General features: G+C 66.8%; 19 protein-coding genes and 1 tRNA gene. 4 read left to right on the forward strand and 16 right to left on the reverse strand.

Annotation, left to right across the window (positions count from 1 at the left end):
* Positions 1-124: 124 nt before the first annotated feature.
* Positions 125-445 (reverse strand): hypothetical protein, encoded by a 321-nt coding sequence (locus tag A5759_RS24310; protein WP_066808895.1) that lies wholly within the window; start codon positions 443-445, stop codon positions 125-127.
* Positions 446-689: 244 nt separating this feature from the next.
* Between A5759_RS24310 and A5759_RS26020 the strand changes: the two genes are divergently transcribed.
* On the forward strand, positions 690-1,016 hold the full coding sequence (locus A5759_RS26020; RefSeq protein WP_068201924.1) for a hypothetical protein: 327 nt from the start codon (positions 690-692) through the stop codon (positions 1,014-1,016).
* A gap of 259 nt (positions 1,017-1,275) precedes the next feature.
* Positions 1,276-1,962 (forward strand): sensor domain-containing protein, encoded by a 687-nt coding sequence (locus A5759_RS24320; RefSeq protein WP_068201861.1) that lies wholly within the window; start codon positions 1,276-1,278, stop codon positions 1,960-1,962.
* 176 nt (positions 1,963-2,138) lie between these two features.
* On the opposite strand, the gene A5759_RS24325 is transcribed toward A5759_RS24320, so the two are convergent.
* The 9 genes from A5759_RS24325 to A5759_RS24365 form a co-directional block, all read right to left on the reverse strand.
* A tRNA-Pro gene (locus tag A5759_RS24325) sits at positions 2,139-2,212 on the reverse strand.
* A 100-nt stretch (positions 2,213-2,312) separates the two neighbouring features.
* Positions 2,313-3,227 (reverse strand): sulfite exporter TauE/SafE family protein, encoded by a 915-nt coding sequence (locus tag A5759_RS24330; RefSeq protein WP_068201862.1) that lies wholly within the window; start codon positions 3,225-3,227, stop codon positions 2,313-2,315.
* A gap of 225 nt (positions 3,228-3,452) precedes the next feature.
* Positions 3,453-4,220: a sulfite exporter TauE/SafE family protein gene (locus tag A5759_RS24335; protein WP_369816267.1), complete on the reverse strand. Its 768-nt coding sequence runs from the start codon at positions 4,218-4,220 to the stop codon at positions 3,453-3,455.
* An 81-nt stretch (positions 4,221-4,301) separates the two neighbouring features.
* Positions 4,302-5,717: a ribosome biogenesis GTPase Der gene (gene der / locus A5759_RS24340; RefSeq protein WP_068201866.1), complete on the reverse strand. Its 1,416-nt coding sequence runs from the start codon at positions 5,715-5,717 to the stop codon at positions 4,302-4,304.
* Positions 5,714-6,397 carry a (d)CMP kinase gene (cmk, locus tag A5759_RS24345; protein ID WP_068201868.1) on the reverse strand — a complete coding sequence of 228 codons (684 nt, stop codon included), beginning with the start codon at positions 6,395-6,397 and terminating at the stop codon, positions 5,714-5,716. The genes der and cmk overlap by 4 nt, the downstream gene beginning before the upstream one ends.
* Positions 6,394-7,137, reverse strand: a complete 744-nt coding sequence (locus tag A5759_RS24350) for a pseudouridine synthase (RefSeq protein WP_068201870.1) — start codon at positions 7,135-7,137, stop codon at positions 6,394-6,396. The genes cmk and A5759_RS24350 overlap by 4 nt, the downstream gene beginning before the upstream one ends.
* A complete protein-coding gene (gene scpB, locus A5759_RS24355; protein ID WP_068201872.1) occupies positions 7,130-7,879 on the reverse strand; it encodes an SMC-Scp complex subunit ScpB in 750 nt (249 codons plus the stop codon). Before scpB ends, A5759_RS24350 begins: the two co-directional genes overlap by 8 nt.
* A complete protein-coding gene (locus A5759_RS24360; protein WP_068201874.1) occupies positions 7,872-8,720 on the reverse strand; it encodes a segregation/condensation protein A in 849 nt (282 codons plus the stop codon). The genes scpB and A5759_RS24360 overlap by 8 nt, the downstream gene beginning before the upstream one ends.
* Complete coding sequence (locus tag A5759_RS24365; RefSeq protein ID WP_066843232.1) at positions 8,717-9,589, reverse strand: ParA family protein; 873 nt, start codon at positions 9,587-9,589, stop codon at positions 8,717-8,719. Before A5759_RS24365 ends, A5759_RS24360 begins: the two co-directional genes overlap by 4 nt.
* Positions 9,590-9,727: 138 nt before the next feature.
* Here A5759_RS24365 and A5759_RS24370 point away from each other — a divergent pair, with 138 nt between their 5' ends.
* Entirely contained in the window at positions 9,728-10,492 is a 765-nt protein-coding gene (locus tag A5759_RS24370) for an O-methyltransferase (RefSeq protein ID WP_068201877.1), read from the forward strand.
* A 52-nt stretch (positions 10,493-10,544) separates the two neighbouring features.
* Here the strand turns inward: A5759_RS24370 and xerD are convergent, their stop codons facing one another.
* The 6 genes from xerD to A5759_RS24400 all read right to left on the reverse strand — a co-directional run bounded on the left by xerD (position 10,545) and on the right by A5759_RS24400 (position 16,615).
* Positions 10,545-11,492: a site-specific tyrosine recombinase XerD gene (gene xerD, locus A5759_RS24375; RefSeq protein ID WP_068201878.1), complete on the reverse strand. Its 948-nt coding sequence runs from the start codon at positions 11,490-11,492 to the stop codon at positions 10,545-10,547.
* Positions 11,489-12,109: an NUDIX hydrolase gene (locus A5759_RS24380; RefSeq protein WP_068201880.1), complete on the reverse strand. Its 621-nt coding sequence runs from the start codon at positions 12,107-12,109 to the stop codon at positions 11,489-11,491. The genes xerD and A5759_RS24380 overlap by 4 nt, the downstream gene beginning before the upstream one ends.
* Positions 12,102-13,865, reverse strand: a complete 1,764-nt coding sequence (locus A5759_RS24385) for a CTP synthase (protein WP_068201881.1) — start codon at positions 13,863-13,865, stop codon at positions 12,102-12,104. Before A5759_RS24385 ends, A5759_RS24380 begins: the two co-directional genes overlap by 8 nt.
* Before the next feature lie 156 nt (positions 13,866-14,021).
* The gene (locus tag A5759_RS24390; RefSeq protein WP_068201883.1) at positions 14,022-14,960 is read right to left on the reverse strand and encodes a copper transporter; all 939 of its coding nucleotides are present in this window, start codon (positions 14,958-14,960) and stop codon (positions 14,022-14,024) included.
* Positions 14,961-14,969: 9 nt separating this feature from the next.
* A complete protein-coding gene (gene steA, locus A5759_RS24395) occupies positions 14,970-16,154 on the reverse strand; it encodes a putative cytokinetic ring protein SteA (RefSeq protein ID WP_068201885.1) in 1,185 nt (394 codons plus the stop codon).
* A gap of 80 nt (positions 16,155-16,234) precedes the next feature.
* Positions 16,235-16,615: a VOC family protein gene (locus tag A5759_RS24400; RefSeq protein WP_068201888.1), complete on the reverse strand. Its 381-nt coding sequence runs from the start codon at positions 16,613-16,615 to the stop codon at positions 16,235-16,237.
* 31 nt (positions 16,616-16,646) lie between these two features.
* Between A5759_RS24400 and A5759_RS24405 the strand changes: the two genes are divergently transcribed.
* Positions 16,647-17,115: TetR/AcrR family transcriptional regulator (locus A5759_RS24405; RefSeq protein WP_068201926.1), on the forward strand; the 469-nt coding region annotated here is incomplete at its 3' end.

Consider the following 17,115-nt stretch of genomic DNA (forward strand, 5'->3'; position numbering starts at 1 on the left):
TTGCTTGAGTAGTACTACGTGACGCGTCGCCCGAACAAGGGGCAGGACACGCGTCCGCGGTCGGTCTTCATCGCGTATTGGATCGGCCCGCCACCGAGAGGTGACGGGCCGATCGTTGGGGGGGTCAGGGCAGCCGGGTGAGCACGGGCAGCTTGCCGGCCGGCAGCGCCGGGCGCACGCTGGCCGGATTGCGCTGGGGTGCGGTGGTGATGACGATCTTGCCGCCGCGGCAGGAGACGAGCTTGCCGTCGACGAAGACGTCCTGCCCGTCGTCGATCGGGATGTCGTAGCCGTCGGCGTCGGTGTAGGTGCATCCGCCGCCGCCGGGTGTGGGTTCGTTGTCGACGGCATATGCGGTCGCCGGGGCGAAGACGAAGACGGCCAGGGCGCCGACGAGCGTGGCGGCGTACTGGAGTCGGGTCCGGCGAGCGTGTGTGGTGGTCATGTCGTTGTCCTCTCGGGGTGGTGCGGGGTGTTGCAAGAAATGATTGCGGGTCAACGGGGGGCTCCGTAATCGCCGCGAAGCCAGAATCCGTTCGCGAGTGGGGAGGTTTTTCTATCCGCGCGGTAAGGGCCCAGGGTCGACTGCTTGCGTTTGAAAGCAATGCGTGACGACGCGTCGTTTGTTGCGTGACAGCGAATCTGGGCGGGTATACGAGGCCAAAATCCACCTGCGAAAGGCGACAACGATGGCAGAGCCCGAGTCCGGCCAGTGGAACGTCGCGGCCAAGGAGAACAGGGTTTACCTCGAACGCACCAATGATGATGGTGAGTTGTTGTTCGGGGACTCAGTTGAGCCGCATGAAGCGCGCCAGCTCGCACGGGCGCTGACGAAATTCGCAGACAAGCTCGACGACTCCCCGCGGTCCCGCGATGAGGACGACTCCGACGACTCGGATGATGACGACGAGTCCGACAAGGACGAGAACGACGACAAGAACGAGGACGACGCCGACGACAAGGACGACGACGACCAGGACGACGACGACGACAAGGACGACAAGAAGTCGGACTGAGGTTGCTCAGCGGCGACTGAATCCCTCTCTCACACAACGCTGCCGGGGCATCCCCCCCCGCCCGTTGTCGGTTTCCAGCTGGGTCGCAACGCTGCGCGACGCATCAATCGTTATCAGAAGCAGCGCCCATCGTTATCAGAAACACCGCGGTACTTCGTACGGTCGACGGCTTCCCTGTTGCACGATTGCTCCACGCGCCGCGATGCAGGGGACACTGCTGCGCTGATGGGTTGGAGACGGCTGCCATGGGGAGGAACACATGCGCCAACCAGTGACAGCATTCGGTGCTGCGATGGTTTGTCTTCTGGTCGCCGGGTGTGCCAGCTCGGTCGGCAATGCGGTCACGACCACGCCCACGCGCACGCTGATTCCGCGCCCACTCGTGGAGCGCGAACTGGACGAGCTGCTGTTGACGGCCGATGAGCTGAACGCCGCGATGGGCGCGACGAACATGGCGGTCACGAGTGCTCAAAGTTCGATGTCGGACAACAGCGCCACGATGGAGCCGCGGGAGTGCCTGGGCATCGACGGGGCGGCGGAGGCGCCGGTGTACGCCGACAGCGGGTTCCAGGCCTCACGGGATCAGAGCCTCAACGACGGAGATAAGTTCGCGCACTACGTGAAGCAGGCCGTCGTGTTGTATCCGCTGGTGAAGAAGGCCAGTGCTTTTCTCGATGCTTCTGCACAGCAGTGGCCGGCCTGCCACGAGTACACCCACCTGCAGAGTGGGACGAAGTGGACGGTCGGGCCGATCACCCACACCGACGACGTGCTGACCACCGTCGCGACTCTGCAGAACGCCGCTGCGCCGGGGTGGGCCTGCGGGCACACCGTCGCGTTGGAGAACAACGTCATCATCGACGTGAACACGTGCAGCGCCAACCCGGGCGACTCGGCCCAGCGCATCGCCAAACAGATCGCCGAGAAGGTGGCCGCTCGCTGGTGATCTGTCTGCCGATCAGGTGGCGGACCGCTTCGCTACCGGCGATCGGCAACGCGTCAAGTCGGAGATCACCAGGTTGCCCTTGCCCCCTTTTGCCCACGCCCTGGTTCGTGTACCGGGTTTGCCCACAAATCGAAAAAGACACCTCCCGAAACCTCGGAAAGTGCCTTTGACCTGCGTCGGGCTGACAGGATTTGAACCTGCGACCCCTACACCCCCAGTGTAGTGCGCTACCAAGCTGCGCCACAGCCCGCGACGCCGCCGGGATCGCCGGCAGCAGGTCGAAATGCTACCGCAGGCCCCGCCTGCAATCCCAACCGCCACCTGGCGCGTGAACCTCGGGGATCGAACGCCTAGCGAGTGGCGCTGGGCACCGCATCGACCTCCGCCGCGGTGGCCGCCGGCTCCACGATGCGCCGGTAGCGCCACGCCACGTAAAGCGCAACCGCCCAGCCGATTACGATCAGCGTGTACACCGCCGAGGACCACGGCCATTCGATACCGAAGTAGTGCACCAGCTTCTGGCTGTTGGTCAGCACGATGACACCGCCCACGGCCGTGCCCAACAGCGCGGGCCGGATCCGGCTCACCAGCCACGCGGCGAACGGGGCGGCGACCACGCCGCCCACGGCAAGTCCGAGCACCACCGGCAGGTTCTCGACGAACTCCTCGCGCAACCCTATGCCGAAACCGACCGATGCCGAGGCCGCCACCAGGAACTCCGAAGCGCTGACCGAACCGATCACCGTGCGCGGGGCCGTCTTACCGCGCGACAGCAACGTGCTCGTCGTCACCGGGCCCCAGCCCCCGCCACCGGACGCGTCGATGAACCCGCCGAACAACCCCAGCGGGCTGAGGAACCTCGCCGTATGCGGTGTCTCACCGTGCCGCATCACCGGAGGGTTGCGCAGCGAGAACCGCAACAGCACGTAGATTCCGATCGCGACCAGGATTCCCGCCATCAACGGGGCGGCATGCTCGGTCGACAGCGACGACAGCACGGTCGCACCGGCGAAGGCTCCGATCGCACCGGGCAGGCCCAGCTTCAGCACGATCGACCAGTCGATGTTCTTGAACCGCCAGTGCGACAGACCCGAAGCCAGCGTCGTGCCGACCTCGGCCAGGTGCACCGCGGCGCTCGCCTGGGCAGCTCCAAGGCCACTGAGCACCAGCAGCGTCGAGGCGGTCACGCCGAACGCCATGCCCAGCGCGCCATCCACCAGCTGCGCTCCGACACCGACGAGCGTGAATATCAGAAGCGAACGCACAGGTTCGACTGCTTTCAGAAGTGGTCAGCGCGGCGGGCCGACCAGACGGACAGTGGGCGCGAAATCAGATGCGCGCGCGACACCACTCGTCAAAGGCGATGATGCGGCGTGACGGCCAGAACGGCTCGAGAGCGCAGAGGGCAGACGGCGCGGTGCGGAATCGGCGTTCGGCCACCCGGCTCCCCTTCCTGGTCAGTCAGCTTCGACTAACCATACAGAACTGTTCTAGAGGGTCAGCAATCGATAGAGCCCGATGATTCCTACCACCACGATCACCGCCCTCAGCGCGTTGGGCGAAAGTCGGCGACCGTAGCGGGCCCCAAGGAAGCCGCCGAACAACGAACCCGCCGCGATCAGGCCCGCCGCGGCCCAGCTGATCCGGTCGAACGCCACCCAGGTGTACGCCACCGCGGCCACGATGTTGACCACCAACGACAGCAGGTTCTTGGCGGCGTTCATGCACTGCATGTCCTCGGGGAGCAGCGCGCCCATCGCCGCGATGAGCAGGATCCCCTGCGCGGCGGTGAAGTAGCCCCCGTAGATCCCGACCGCGAACGTCGCGAAGACGACGCTGGCCAACTGGAACCGCGACACGTGCTCGGCGGACTGCCCGGCCGCTTCGGCCCGCGCCCGCGCGTACGACTGGATTCGTGGGCCGACGACCACGAGCACCAGAGCCGCGACCAGCAATACGGGCACAACCTGCTCGAACACCGTCTCTGGCAGGTGCAGCAGCAGCCACGCGCCGAGCACCGCTCCCGCGAACGATGCCGGGATCTGCCAGCGGAGCCGGTGCCACTGGCCCCGCAGTTCGCGGCGGTATCCCCAGGTGCCCGACACTCCACCGGCCACCAAACCGATGGCGTTCGACATCGTCGACGTCACCGGCGGATAGCCCAACGCCACCAGGGTGGGAAAGGTGATCAGGGTGCCGGAGCCGACGAGCGTGTTGATCGCGCCCGCTCCCAGACCCGCCAACGCGATGAGGACCATGTCGACGACGGGCACTTGGGCAAGGCTAATCGTCGATTTGTGGAGCGGTAGCGGCGCCCACCGCCGGTTGCGCTCGACAAATCACCGAGAGCGGGGTCCCCGCTTCTCTCGCATCCGCACGTTGATCCGGATCGGGCTGCCCTCGAAGCCGAACGCCTCGCGCAGTCGCCGCTCCAGGAACCGTCGATAGCCGGCCTCCAGGAACCCCGAGGTGAACAGCACGAACGTCGGCGGGCGAGCGGTGGCCTGGGTGGCGAACAGGATCCGCGGTTGCTTACCGCCGCGCACCGGCGGCGGATGCGCCGCCACCACTTCCTTGAGGAACGTGTTCAACCGCCCCGTGGAGATGCGGGTGTCCCAGGACTCGAGCGACTTCTCCAGGGCCGGCACCAGTTTCTGCACCGCGCGGCCCGTCTTGGCCGAGATGTTCACCCGCGGCGCCCACTGCAACTGCACGAGCTCGCGGTCGATCTCGCGGTCCAGCTGGTAGCGCCGGTCCTCGTCGACCAGATCCCACTTGTTGAACGCCAGCACCAGCGCCCGGCCGGCCTCGATCACCATCGACAGCACGCGCTGGTCCTGCTCGGTCAGCGGCTGCGACGCGTCGATCAGCACGATCGCCACCTCGGCCGCGTCGATGGCGCCGTGCGTGCGCACCGACGCATAGAACTCGTGCCCGCTGGCCTGCCCGACCTTGCGGCGCAGACCCGCGGTGTCGACGAACCGCCACATCTTGCCGTCCATCTCGATCAGCGAGTCGACCGGATCGACCGTGGTGCCCGCGACGTCGTGGACGACGGAGCGCTGATCACCGGCCAGCCGGTTCAGCAGCGAGCTCTTGCCCACGTTCGGCTTGCCCACCAACGCGACCCGGCGTGGCCCGCCCCCGCCGCCCGACATCTCCGACACCGCGGGCAGGGCGTCGATCACGGTGTCGAGCAGGTCGGCCACACCTCGGCCGTGCATCGCGCTGATCGCGTGCGGCTCCCCCAGACCCAACGACCACAACATGGCGGCGTCGGCTTCCCCGCGCTCGCTGTCAACCTTATTGGCCGCCAAGAACACCGGCTTACCGGAGCGTTGCAACAGCTTCGCTGCCGCCTCGTCGGCGGTGGTGGCGCCGACCACCGCGTCGACGACGAAGATGATCGCGTCGGCTGTCCGCATCGCCACCGACGCCTGCTCGGCAACCAGCTGTTGCAGACCCTTGGCGTCGGGTTCCCAGCCGCCCGTGTCCTGCAGAATGAACCTGCGGCCCAACCACAACGCGTCATAGGACACCCGGTCGCGCGTCACCCCCGGTACGTCCTGCACGACGGCTTCGCGTCGGCCCAGGATCCGGTTCACCAACGTCGACTTACCGACGTTCGGTCGCCCGACGACAGCGACGACGGGCGGTGCCGTCGCGGCCTCCTCGATGGCTTCGGCTATCTCTCTTGCCGAGTCTTCTGCGATCTCCCAATCGCTTTCGTCGACCCAGGTTCCGTCCTCGCTCATCGCTGCGCTCCCGCTCGCTCCCGCACGAGGTTTCTCAGATGCTCGATCACCTCGGGCTGCGTCATCGCGCTGGTGTCGACCACGACGGCGTCATCAGCGGGCCGCAGCGGCGACACCGCCCGCGTCGAGTCGAGGTGGTCGCGCCGCTTGACGTCGGCCAGCACCGCCTCGTAGTCGTCGTCCAGACCGCTCGTCTTGTTCTGGTCGTTGCGGCGGCGGGCGCGCTCTTCGGCCGACGCAGTCAAAAAGATCTTTAGATGGGCGTCGGGCAGCACCACCGTCCCGATGTCGCGGCCCTCCACGACGACGCTGTCCTGACCGGACGCCAGCGTGCGTTGCAGGTCGACGAGCCGAGTGCGCACGGCGGGCACCGCCGAGACCGCCGACACCGCTTTGGTCACTGCGTCGCCGCGGATCTCGGTCGAAACGTCTTCTCCGTCAAGGTAAGAGCGGTCTTCGTCGGGGTCGTAGCCGACCGCCAGTTCGGCGTTGGCTGCCGTCGCCGCGACGGCTTCGGTGTCGTTGAGGTCGACTCCGGCACGCAGGACGGCCAGCGTGACGATCCGATACATCGCGCCGGTATCCAGGTAGCGTGCGTTCAGTGCACGCGCCAATCCCCTTGACACCGTTGACTTCCCAGTTCCCGCAGGACCGTCGACGGCGATGACCAGTGACGTCACAGGCCGACCGCCTTGTACAACTCGCCGAGCTCCTTCTGTGTCAGCACCCGGATGCTGCCAGGACGCTGATCGCCGAGCGCGACGGTGCCGATGTCGGTTCGCACCAGCTCCTGCACCGGATGGCCGACCGCCGCGAGCATTCGACGCACAATCCGCTTGCGGCCCTCGTGCAGGGTGACCCGCACCAGCGTCTTGCCGGGCACCTTGTCGACGACGGCGAAATCGTCCACCCGCGCCGGTCCGTCGTCGAGTTCGACGCCGTTGCGCAGTTCGCGGCCCACACCGCGTGGCACCGCGCCCAGCACGGTGGCCAGGTAGGTCTTGGGCACCTCGAATGACGGATGCATCAGCCGGTGGGCCAACTCCCCGTCGTTGGTCAGCAGCATCAGCCCCTCGGTGTCGGCGTCGAGCCTGCCGACGTGAAACAGCTTCTTGTTACCCCGAACCCGGTGCTCGACGAGGTCGCCGATGCACGGGCGCCCCCGGTCGTCGGACATCGTCGAATGCATGCCCCTGGGTTTGTTGATCGCCAGATGCACCAGCGTGTCGTCGAGCGTCACCCTCGCCCCGTCGACCCTGATCACCGAAACTTCGGGGTCGACACGGGTGCCCAATTCGGTAACGACACGGTCGTCGACCTCCACGCGTCCGTCCCTGATCATCTTCTCGGCGACCCGGCGCGACGCAATTCCGGCCTGCGACAACACTTTCTGCAGCCGCACGCCTTCGGATTCAGCCATGTGCATCGGTGTCCACATCGAAGGACAGCGGCTTCTCGGGTGCCGGAGCACCGCTGAGTTTCATGAAACGCGGGTCCTCGTCGAGAGTTTCGCTGAGGTCGTCGATCACGTCGACGTCGGGCAGCAGCGGCGCGATGTCGGGTAGGTCGGCCAGCGATGTCAGCCCCAACCGCTCCAAGAACAGTTCAGTGGTGGCGAACGTCACCGCGCCGCTGTCGGGATCGGTGCCCGCCTCGGTGATCAGGCCGCGGGCCACCAGCGTGCGCATTACCGCGTCGACGTTGACACCGCGAACCGCACTCACCCGGGCGCGAGTCACCGGCTGCCGGTAGGCCACCACGGCCAGTGTCTCCAGCGCCGCGCGCGTCAGCTTGGAGCGCGCCCCATCGAGGAGCAACCGTTCCACGTACGGGGCGTAGCGCGAGCGCGTGTACATCCGCCAGCCACCGCCGGCCTCTCGCAGGTCGATACCGCTGTCGCGGGTCGTGTACTCCTGCGCCATCGCCTGCAGCTTGGCCGCGACCCGGTACGGCGGCTGCTCGATCGCCAGCGCCAGTTGCTCCACGGTGGCCGGGGTGTCGACCACCAGCAGCAGCGCCTCGAGCACCGCGAAGAGTTCACCGTCTTCCAGTTCGGGCGGTTCGGCGACGTCGATCCCGAGATCGGTGGCGTCGGCCGCGACGTCCTCGTGGTCGAGGTCCGTCGCGACCTCGTCGAGGTTGTCGTGGTCTTCGCTATCCATACTGATCTTCTTCCACCGCCAGGTGTTGGTGTGTCGGTCGCTCGCCGGTCCACGAAATCTGCAGCACACCAAGCGCTTCAGGTTGTTCGAATGCTACCGCCCTGGCGCGGTACAGCTCGAGCAGCGCCAGGAACCGCCCGACGATCTCGATCGGCGCATCACAGTCGGCGACCAGGTCCCGGAAAGACGCCCACTGCCCGATCCCGCGGCTCTCCAGCAGTGCCATCAGGTTACCGATCTGCTCGGGCACCGACACCGCCGCATGGTGCAGATGCTCGGTGCTCACCGTCGGAACCGGCCGCGGTGTGAATGCCGCCGCGGCTACTTGTGCAAAGGCCTCGGCGTCCACACCGATCATCACTTCGGGCAGCAGCTCGGAGTAGCGCTCCTCCAACGCGACCGCGCGGGGGTAGCTGCGCAGCGCGGCGGCTTCCAGTTCGGCGAACATCTCGGCGACGTGCTTGAACGCGCGGTACTGCAGCAGGCGGGCGAACAGCAGGTCACGCACCTCGAGCAGGGCGAGGTCCTCTTCGTCGTGGACCTCGCCGGCCGGCAGCAGGCGCGCCGCCTTCAGATCGAGCAGTGTCGCGGCGATCACCAGGAACGCGGTGGTCTCGTCGAGTTCGAGCTGGGGGCCGATCGCCTTGGTGTAGGCGATGAACTCGTCGGTCACCTGGTGCAACGCCACCTCCGTGACGTCGAGGCGGTGGGCGAAGATCAGCTGCAAGAGCAGGTCGAACGGGCCCTCGAAATTGCTGAGTCGAACCTGAAAACCCGACTGGGGAGCGTCATCCGAATCCGGAGCTGCCGCGGCTTCGGTCTCCGTCACCGGGTCATTCACGCGCCGAACCGGTGGATGACCTCGCGAGCCAGAGATCGATACGATTGCGCCCCACCGGATTTCGGCGCCCATGTGGTGATCGGTTCGCCGGCGACACTGGTTTCGGGGAAGCGCACCGTGCGGGTGATGACGGTGTCGAACACGAGGTCACCGAAACGTTCCACTACCCGGGCCATGACTTCGCGTGAGTTTACGGTGCGCGGGTCGTAGCGGGTGATCAGGATGCCGCTGATCGACAGTTTCGGGTTCAGCCGGTCGTGGACCTTGTCGACGGTGTCGGTGAGCAGAGCCAGCCCGCGCAGCGAGAAGAACTCACACTCGGTGGGGATGATCACACCGTCGCTGCACGCCAAGCCGTTCACGGTGAGCAAGCCGAGCGACGGCTGGCAGTCGATCAGGACGTAGTCGTAACGGTCGAGCACCGGGTACAGCGCACGCGCCAGCGACTGCTCGCGACCCACCTCGTTCACCAGTTGGATCTCTGCCGCCGACAAATCGATGTTGCTGGGCACGAGGTCGAGGTTCTTGACCCGCGTGTGGATCAGCACATCGTCGATCGACACCCGCGGTTCCACCAGCAGGTTGTGCACCGTGTGCTCGAGTTCGTAGTGCGGAACCCCCAGGCCCGCCGACAGTGCGCCCTGCGGGTCCAGATCGACGAGCAGCACCCGACGGCCGTACTCGGCCAGGCTGGCGCCGAGGTTGATCGTCGACGTGGTCTTGCCGACCCCGCCCTTCTGGTTGCACATCGCGATGACCTTGGCCGGACCGTGCGTCGTCTTCGGCTGCGGTTCGGGGATGTCCCGCGGTGGACGGCCGGTCAGGCCCAGGGTTTCCGGTGTTCCGCCGCCTCCTGCGTCGTCGCTCATGCCTGACCGTCGCTGGTCAGGCAGTTCACGGGCATGGCGGACATCCGGGCAAGTTTAACGGCAGGAACGTGCCAGGTCAGCCAGACCCGCAGGCGAGTTGGGAGCCGATTGAGCCGCGTCGCGTCCTAGGCTGACGCCATGGGCTTGAAGCAACGGATCCCGCTGCTGAGGTGGTCGTTCCTGCGATTGGCGCTGGGCGTGCGCAACATCTCCACCACCGGTCAGGTCGGTGACGGGCGCGAGGCCGCGCTTCGCGACTACGTGGTGGCCAACGCGCGGCAGGGTGACATCGACGACGTCCTCGCGACGATCGACCGGTTCGCCTACGAGGAGTCCTTCCTGATCAACGTCGGCGACCAGAAGGGCGCGATCCTCGACGACGCGGCGCGCCGCGCCGACCCTCGCCTGGTGCTCGAGCTCGGCACATACTGCGGATACGGTGCCCTGCGGCTGGCCAGGGCGGCACCGTCGGCGCGGATCTACTCGGTCGAACTCGCCGAGGCCAACGCCGAAATCGCCCGCGACGTCTGGGCGCACGCGGGCGTCGCGGACCGCATCACGTGCGTGGTCGGCACGATCGGCGAGGACGGTCGCACCCTCGATGCGCTGGCTTCTGAGCACGGGTTCGGTCCAGGCCTGCTCGACTTGGTGTTCATCGACCACGACAAAGCCGCCTACCTGGCCGATCTGCAGAGCATCCTCGACCGCGGCTGGCTGCACCGCGGCTCCGTCGTCGTCGCCGACAACGTGAAACTCCCCGGGGCGCCGAAGTACCGCGAATACATGCGCCGGCAGCAGGGCACGTTGTTCGACACCGTCGAGCACAAGACGCACGCGGAGTACCAGTCGCTGTTCGCCGACCTGGTTCTCGAGTCCGAGTATCTGGGCGGACAAAAGCCTTGACGGGTGGATTCCACGCAGCTGGTGTGGGCGATCAACCGGTTAAGGCCAACGGCTACCGCGCCCTCGGATGGGCGCCGGCCCAGACCTCGCGCAGCGCGTTGACCGTGACCATGGTGTAGATCTGCGTCGTGGTCACCGAGGCGTGGCCGAGCAACTCCTGCACCACACGGACGTCGGCGCCGCCGTCGAGCAGATGCGTGGCGAACGAGTGCCGCAGCACGTGCGGCGACACCGCGGAGGTGATCCCGGCGCGCTCGGCGGAGTCCTGCAACACCTGCCACGCGCTCTGCCGCGACAGCCGCCCGCCGCGGGCGTTCAAGAAGATCGCGGGTGTGCCCCGGCCGCGGCGCGCCAAGTCGGGACGCCCTCGCACGAAATAGACGTCGAGTGCGGTCACCGCCGGCCTGCCGATCGGGACCAGCCGGTGCTTGCCGCCCTTGCCGCGCAGCAGCACCGAACGAGCATGGGTGTCGATGTCGTCGATGTCGAGCCCCACGGCCTCCGAGATGCGCGCCCCGGTCGAATACAGCAGTTCCAGCAGAGCGCGGTTACGCAGCGTGAGAGGGCTGTCGGCGTCGCTGTCGCCGCCCGCTGCCTCGAGGAGGGCCAACACCTCGTCGAGCGACAGGCTCTTGGGCAGCCGCCTGCTCGGGGTCGGCGGCTTGACGTCCGAGGCGACGTCCAGTTCGGTCAACCCCTCGGCCGTCGCGAAGCGGTGCAGGCCTCGCACCGCGATCAGCGCTCGCGCCGCCGACACCGCCGACAGCGGGGCGGTTCCGGCCTCGGCGTCCCCGCGGCGCAACGCGACCAGGAACTCGCTGACATCGGTCTGGGTCACCTGGGTCAGGTCGTCGATACCGCGCGCGGTCAGGTGTTCGATGTAGCGACGCAGGTCGCGGCGGTAGGAGCTCAATGTGTTGGCGGCTGCACCGCGTTCGATCGTCAGGTGGTCGAGATAGCCCTGGACCTGCCCTTCGAGCGCGGATGTGAAGGTCGTCACGGGTGCCCCTGACGGCGACCGAACGCGGTGGGCCGATCGGTCCACGGTGCGTCGACGCTTCTCAGCTTGTCCGGGGCGGTGACGGTGTTGGCCGCCAAAATGCCGCTGACCGCAATGGAATTGACGATCTCGCCGGCCAGCACCATGCGTACCGCCTCGTCGAGCGGATACCACCGCAGCGTCAGGTCGGCTTCCTCGTCGCGGGCTTCGGGGCGTCCGACGTCGGTGAGCCCGGTGGCCAGATAGACCCGCACGCTCTCGTCGCTGAAGCCCGGCGCGGAGTCGAGGTCGACCAGCACGCGCCAATCGGTGGCCGACAGTCCGGCCTCCTCCTCGAGTTCACGCGCGGCGGTGACGTGGGGCGGTTCGCCTCCGAGGTCGAGTAGGCCGGCGGGCAACTCCCACAGGCGACGGCCCAGCGGATGCCGGTACTGGTAGACCATCGCGATGTTGCGGTCCTCGTCCATCGCCAGCACCGCGACGGCGCCGTAGTGCTCGACGACCTCGCGGCGGGCGGTGTGGCCGCCGGGCATGCGCACCTCGTCGGCGCGCAACGCGAAGATGTTTCCGACGTAGAGGGTTTCAGAGGAGACCGTCTCGAAGTCGTGGTCAGCCACGAGTCGCGGGCTCTTGCAGCAGGGCCCCGACCTCGGCGCCATGCTCGACGCCGTTGGACCGCTGCTCGGGGATGTCCATCCCGGGCAAGCGCTCCTCGGCCTTGTAGTCCAGGGCCGCCCCCACAAACGCGACGAACAACGGGTGCGGCCGGGTGGGCCTGCTCTTGAGCTCGGGATGCGCCTGGGTGCCGACGATGAAACGGTGCGTGTCGCGCGGATACTCGACGAACTCGACGAGGTGGCCGTCCGGAGAGGTTCCCGAAAAGCGCAGTCCGCTCTCGGCGATGCGGTCGCGGTACTGGTTGTTGACCTCGTAGCGGTGACGGTGCCGCTCCGACACCTCCGTGGCGTCGTAGGCTCGCGCCACGATCGAATCAGGTTCCAACACAGCCGGATACGCGCCCAGCCGCATGGTGCCGCCGAGATCGGCCTCCCCTGCGACGGCGTCGCGTTGATCGGCCATGGTGGAGATCACCGGGTGCGGGGTGGTCGGGTCGAACTCCGCGGAGTTGGCCTCGGTGATGCCGACCGACCGGGCTGCCTCGATCACGATGCACTGCAGCCCCAGGCACAGCCCCAACACGGGCAGACCCCGCTTGCGGGCGTACTGGATCGCACCGATCTTGCCCTCGATGCCGCGGATGCCGAAGCCACCGGGTATGAGCACCGCGTGCACGTCGGCCAGCGCAGCGGCCGCGTCGCCGTCGACCTCGCAGTCGTCGGAGGCCACCCAGCGCATCTCCACCTTGGCCCGGTGCGCGAACCCGCCCGCCCGCAATGCCTCGGCCACCGACAGGTACGCATCCGACAAGTCGATGTACTTGCCCACCAACGCGATTCGCACCGTCTCGTGCGGTTCGTGCACCCGTTGAAGCAGGTCGTTCCATTGTGTCCAGTCGACGTCGCGGAACGGCAGGTTCAACCTGCGCACGACGTAGGCGTCGAGCTCCTCGCGGTGCAGCACCTTCGGGATGTCGTAGATCGACGGGGCGTCCGGGGTGGAGATGACGCCGTCGATGTCGACGTCGCACATCAACGCGATCTTGTTTTTCAGAGGTTCCGGGACGTCCCTGTCGCAGCGCAGGATCAACGCGTCCGGGGTGATGCCGATGCTGCGCAGCGCGGCCACCGAATGCTGAGTCGGCTTGGTCTTCAGTTCCCCGGACGGCGCCATGTAGGGCACCAGCGAGCAGTGCAGGAAGAAGCAGTTCTCCCGGCCCACCTCGTGGCGTACCTGGCGCGCCGCTTCCAGGAACGGCAGCGATTCGATGTCGCCGACCGTGCCGCCGATCTCGGTGATCACCACATCGGGGCGCCTGCCGTCGACGTCCGGTGCGGCCATCTCCAGGATTCGTGCCTTGATCTCGTCGGTGATGTGCGGGATCACCTGCACGGTGTCGCCGAGGTACTCACCGCGTCGTTCCTTGGCAATGACCGTCGAATACACCTGTCCCGTGGTCACGTTCGCCGACCCTGACAGGTTCCGGTCGAGGAAGCGCTCGTAGTGGCCCACGTCGAGGTCGGTCTCGGCGCCATCCTCGGTGACGAACACCTCACCGTGCTGGAAGGGGTTCATGGTGCCGGGGTCGACGTTGAGGTACGGGTCGAGCTTCTGCATCGTCACCTGCAGGCCGCGCGCGGTCAGCAGCTGCCCGAGGCTCGAAGCGGTGAGTCCCTTGCCGAGTGAAGAGACGACGCCACCAGTGACGAAGAGGTGCTTGGTGGCCGTTTGCGGATGTTTGCGTAACGCTGGCAAGAACGACCTCCGTGACGACGGGCAGGGCTTACGTCTCTAGGCTGATTCCTAGTTTGGGGCCTGCCGACCCACGGAACCCCACCTTAACACCGAGGGCGACACCGCGTCGGTGACGCGCCGAGGACCTGAGCGTCGGGGACCTTGGTGTGTGACGAGCTACTGCGGCACGGTGACCGACGTCGCACCCTGGCCGATGCCGTACTGGCCGGGCTTGCCGCCATTGGCCAGATCGCCCAGCGCCAGCACCGAGGTGATGCGGCCGGATTCGGTGCCGACGTCGTCGACCGTGCTGACCGCCGTGGTCAGTGCGGGATCCGAGCGCGTCACGGCGATCGCCGCGGTCCCCGATGCCGATCCGTCGCGGCCGACCAGGACGGTGCCCGAACCGTGCGGGGCCAGCCCGCCGGCGAATCGGGCCACGGTGGCGCCCCGGTTGCCGGCGTCATCGCCCAGCGGTCCGCCGGTCACGATCACCGCGGTGTTCGCCGCGCCCACCCGGTCGGTGTAGGTGATGAAACCGGTGTCGCGCAGTGTGGCGAGCACCGTTTCGCGTTGCGTGTCATCGACGGTCTGCACCTTGGGATCGCGATCGATCAACAGCGCGATGCCCAACAGGTCGCCGGCCTGGGAGCCTTGGTCCACCGACGTGGTGCTGAGCTGTTTGCCCGCCGGCACAATCGGCGAGTTGACCACCGACAACAGCTTCTCGGCGGCGTTGGCCTCGACGAACTGTGCTGTCAGCCCGACGGTTCCGCTGACCGTTCCCCCGGCCTGACCGACGAGTCGTGTCATCGCGTCGACGTCATCATCGGCGGCGTCCGGGGTGCGGAACAGCACCACCGATTTGTCGACCAGTGTCTCGCGCAGGATGCGCGGTGACATCTGCGCATCGAACTCCCCTGCCGCGCTGAGCTTTTCGTTGAGCGCGTTCCTCTCGTCGGTCAGGGTGTTGATCCGCTCCTGCAGCTCGTTCTTGTCATCGCGCAGCCCCGAAAGCACGGTGTTGGACAGCATCCCCGATCCGAGCGCGACGCCGATGGCCAGCGCGAGGAACACGGCCGCGAGCGAAATCGCGTGTGTGCGTAGCGATATCATCGGGCGCTCCTAGGTGACCCAGCCCTGGACCCACAGCGAGAAGCGGTTCCAGTAGTCCACGATCCAGTCCAGCAGCGCGGCGTCGACACGTGCCACCCACAGCGCAACGATCACCGCGATCAACACGGCGAGCACCAGCAGCGCGATCGCTCCGCCCGACACCCGGCTGCGGTACAGCGTGGCAACGGCTTTGGCGTCGACGAGCTTCTCCCCCACCTTGAGCCGGGTCAGGAATGTCGACGGGTTGCTCTGCTGGCGCGCGCGGTCGAAGAACTCCTCGATGCTGGCGGTGTGGCCGGCAGTGACGATCAGTGACGCACCGTGATGGTCGCACAGCAATAACGCCAGGTCGGCGGCCGATCCCGCAGCAGGAAACGTCATCGCCCCGACCCCGAGGTCCTGGATTCGTTCGAGACCGGCGGCGTGCCCGTCGGCATCGGCGGGCAGCACCACCTGCGCCCCGGACCGCAGCACCTCGGCGCTCATCTTGTCGGGGTCTCCGACGATGAGTTGGGGCCGGTAGCCCGCCTTGCGCAGCACGTCGGCGCCGGTACCGACGCCCACCAGCACCGGTTGGTACTCCTTGATGAAGGGTTTGAGCGCTTTGAGGTCGATGGCGGCATCGACGTCCTCGGCGACGATCACGACGTGGCGCCGGTTGAGGTCGACGTCGATGTCGGGGATGCCGATGCCGTCGATCAGCAGCGGGCTCTCACTGCGGATGAATTCGATGGTGTTGCCCGCGAACGCCTCGAGGTGGGCCACCAACCCGCTCTTGGCCTCGTGCATCAGCTCATGGATTTCGTGATCGGTGCGCTCGACGCCAAGCACGAGGCGCCGATCACCGGTGTAGACGCCGCCCTCGTGCAGACGCACCCGCGCGCCGTCCTTGACCTTCTTGAAGACGTCGTCGCCGGTGTCGTCGATGAGGGTGATCCCGTTGGCGACCAGAACCTCGGGCCCCAGGTTGGGATAGCGCCCGGAGATGGAGGGCGAGGCGTTGACCACGCCGGTGACACCGGCCTCGACGAGCGCATCCGCGGTGATGCGGTCGAGGTCGAGGGCGTCGATGACGACGATGTCGCCGGGGGTGACGCGTCGCAGAAGTCGATCGATGTCGCGGTCGACTCTGGCCGTGCCGGTGATGCCCGGACGTGAGCTGGCATTACGAGATAGCAGCGCTGACATCTTCATGCGCCGATTTTGTCGAGATCAGCGAGCTATCTGTCGGAGGCGCGCCGTATCATCTGTCCCTTTTGTCACACACGTAACACTCAGCGGGATGGTTCGAACAGTTCCACGAGATTGCCGGACGGATCAGAGGCCAAGGCTTGACGCCCGCCGCGGCCCGTGATGATGTCCCCGCGAAAACGCACGCCGGCGTCGGAGAGCCGGGAGACGGTGTCGTCAAGATCGTTGACTTCCAACTGGATTCGATTCCAGCCGCCGGGAACGGGCCGGCTGCCGTCGCTGAGCGTCTCCCCCGCTCCGCCTCCGCCGCCGGGTGAGTTCAACAGCAGCCGCAACTTGTCGCGATGGAGCATGGCGAACCCGGGTCCGGGTCTGAAGTCCACGTCAAAGCGCAAGTGGTTGGTGTAGAACTGGACGGCTGAATCGACGTCATCCACTATGTAGCGAACACTAACAGTACTCATAAGTGCACCTCCTGAAGGTTATAATACATAAATGTCCCAGAAGGGTCGACCCGATCCGCGCGCAGCACACTCTCGCCGGACAATCCTTCGCGCCGCACTCGACGAGTTCGCCGAGGTCGGTTACGCCGGGTTCCGCATGGAGTCTGTCGCCGCTCGAGCGCGCGTGGGCCGCAGCACGTTGTACCGGCATTGGCCGGACAGGACTGCGTTGATCGCCGACGCTCTCGAGACTCTCAATGTTCAGCCGAACCCTGGGCGGGAAGCACCCACCGGGACGGCACGCGAGCAGGTTCAGATTCTGCTGGAGCACCTCGCCGCCGCCCTGAGCGATTCCGCAGTCTCGGCCTGCATTCCCGCGCTCGTGCACGCCGCGGAGACCGAACCGGACATCCGCCGGTTCTTCCATGAATATTCGGCGCTACGACGCCGGCGGCTCACCGCCACCATCGCCTCCGGAGTCAGTGACGGGCAGTTTCCGGCCCCGTCTCTTATACACATCT

The sequence above is a fragment of the Mycobacterium sp. 852014-52144_SCH5372336 genome, assembly GCF_001665615.1.
Lineage (GTDB): Bacteria > Actinomycetota > Actinomycetes > Mycobacteriales > Mycobacteriaceae > Mycobacterium > Mycobacterium neumannii_A.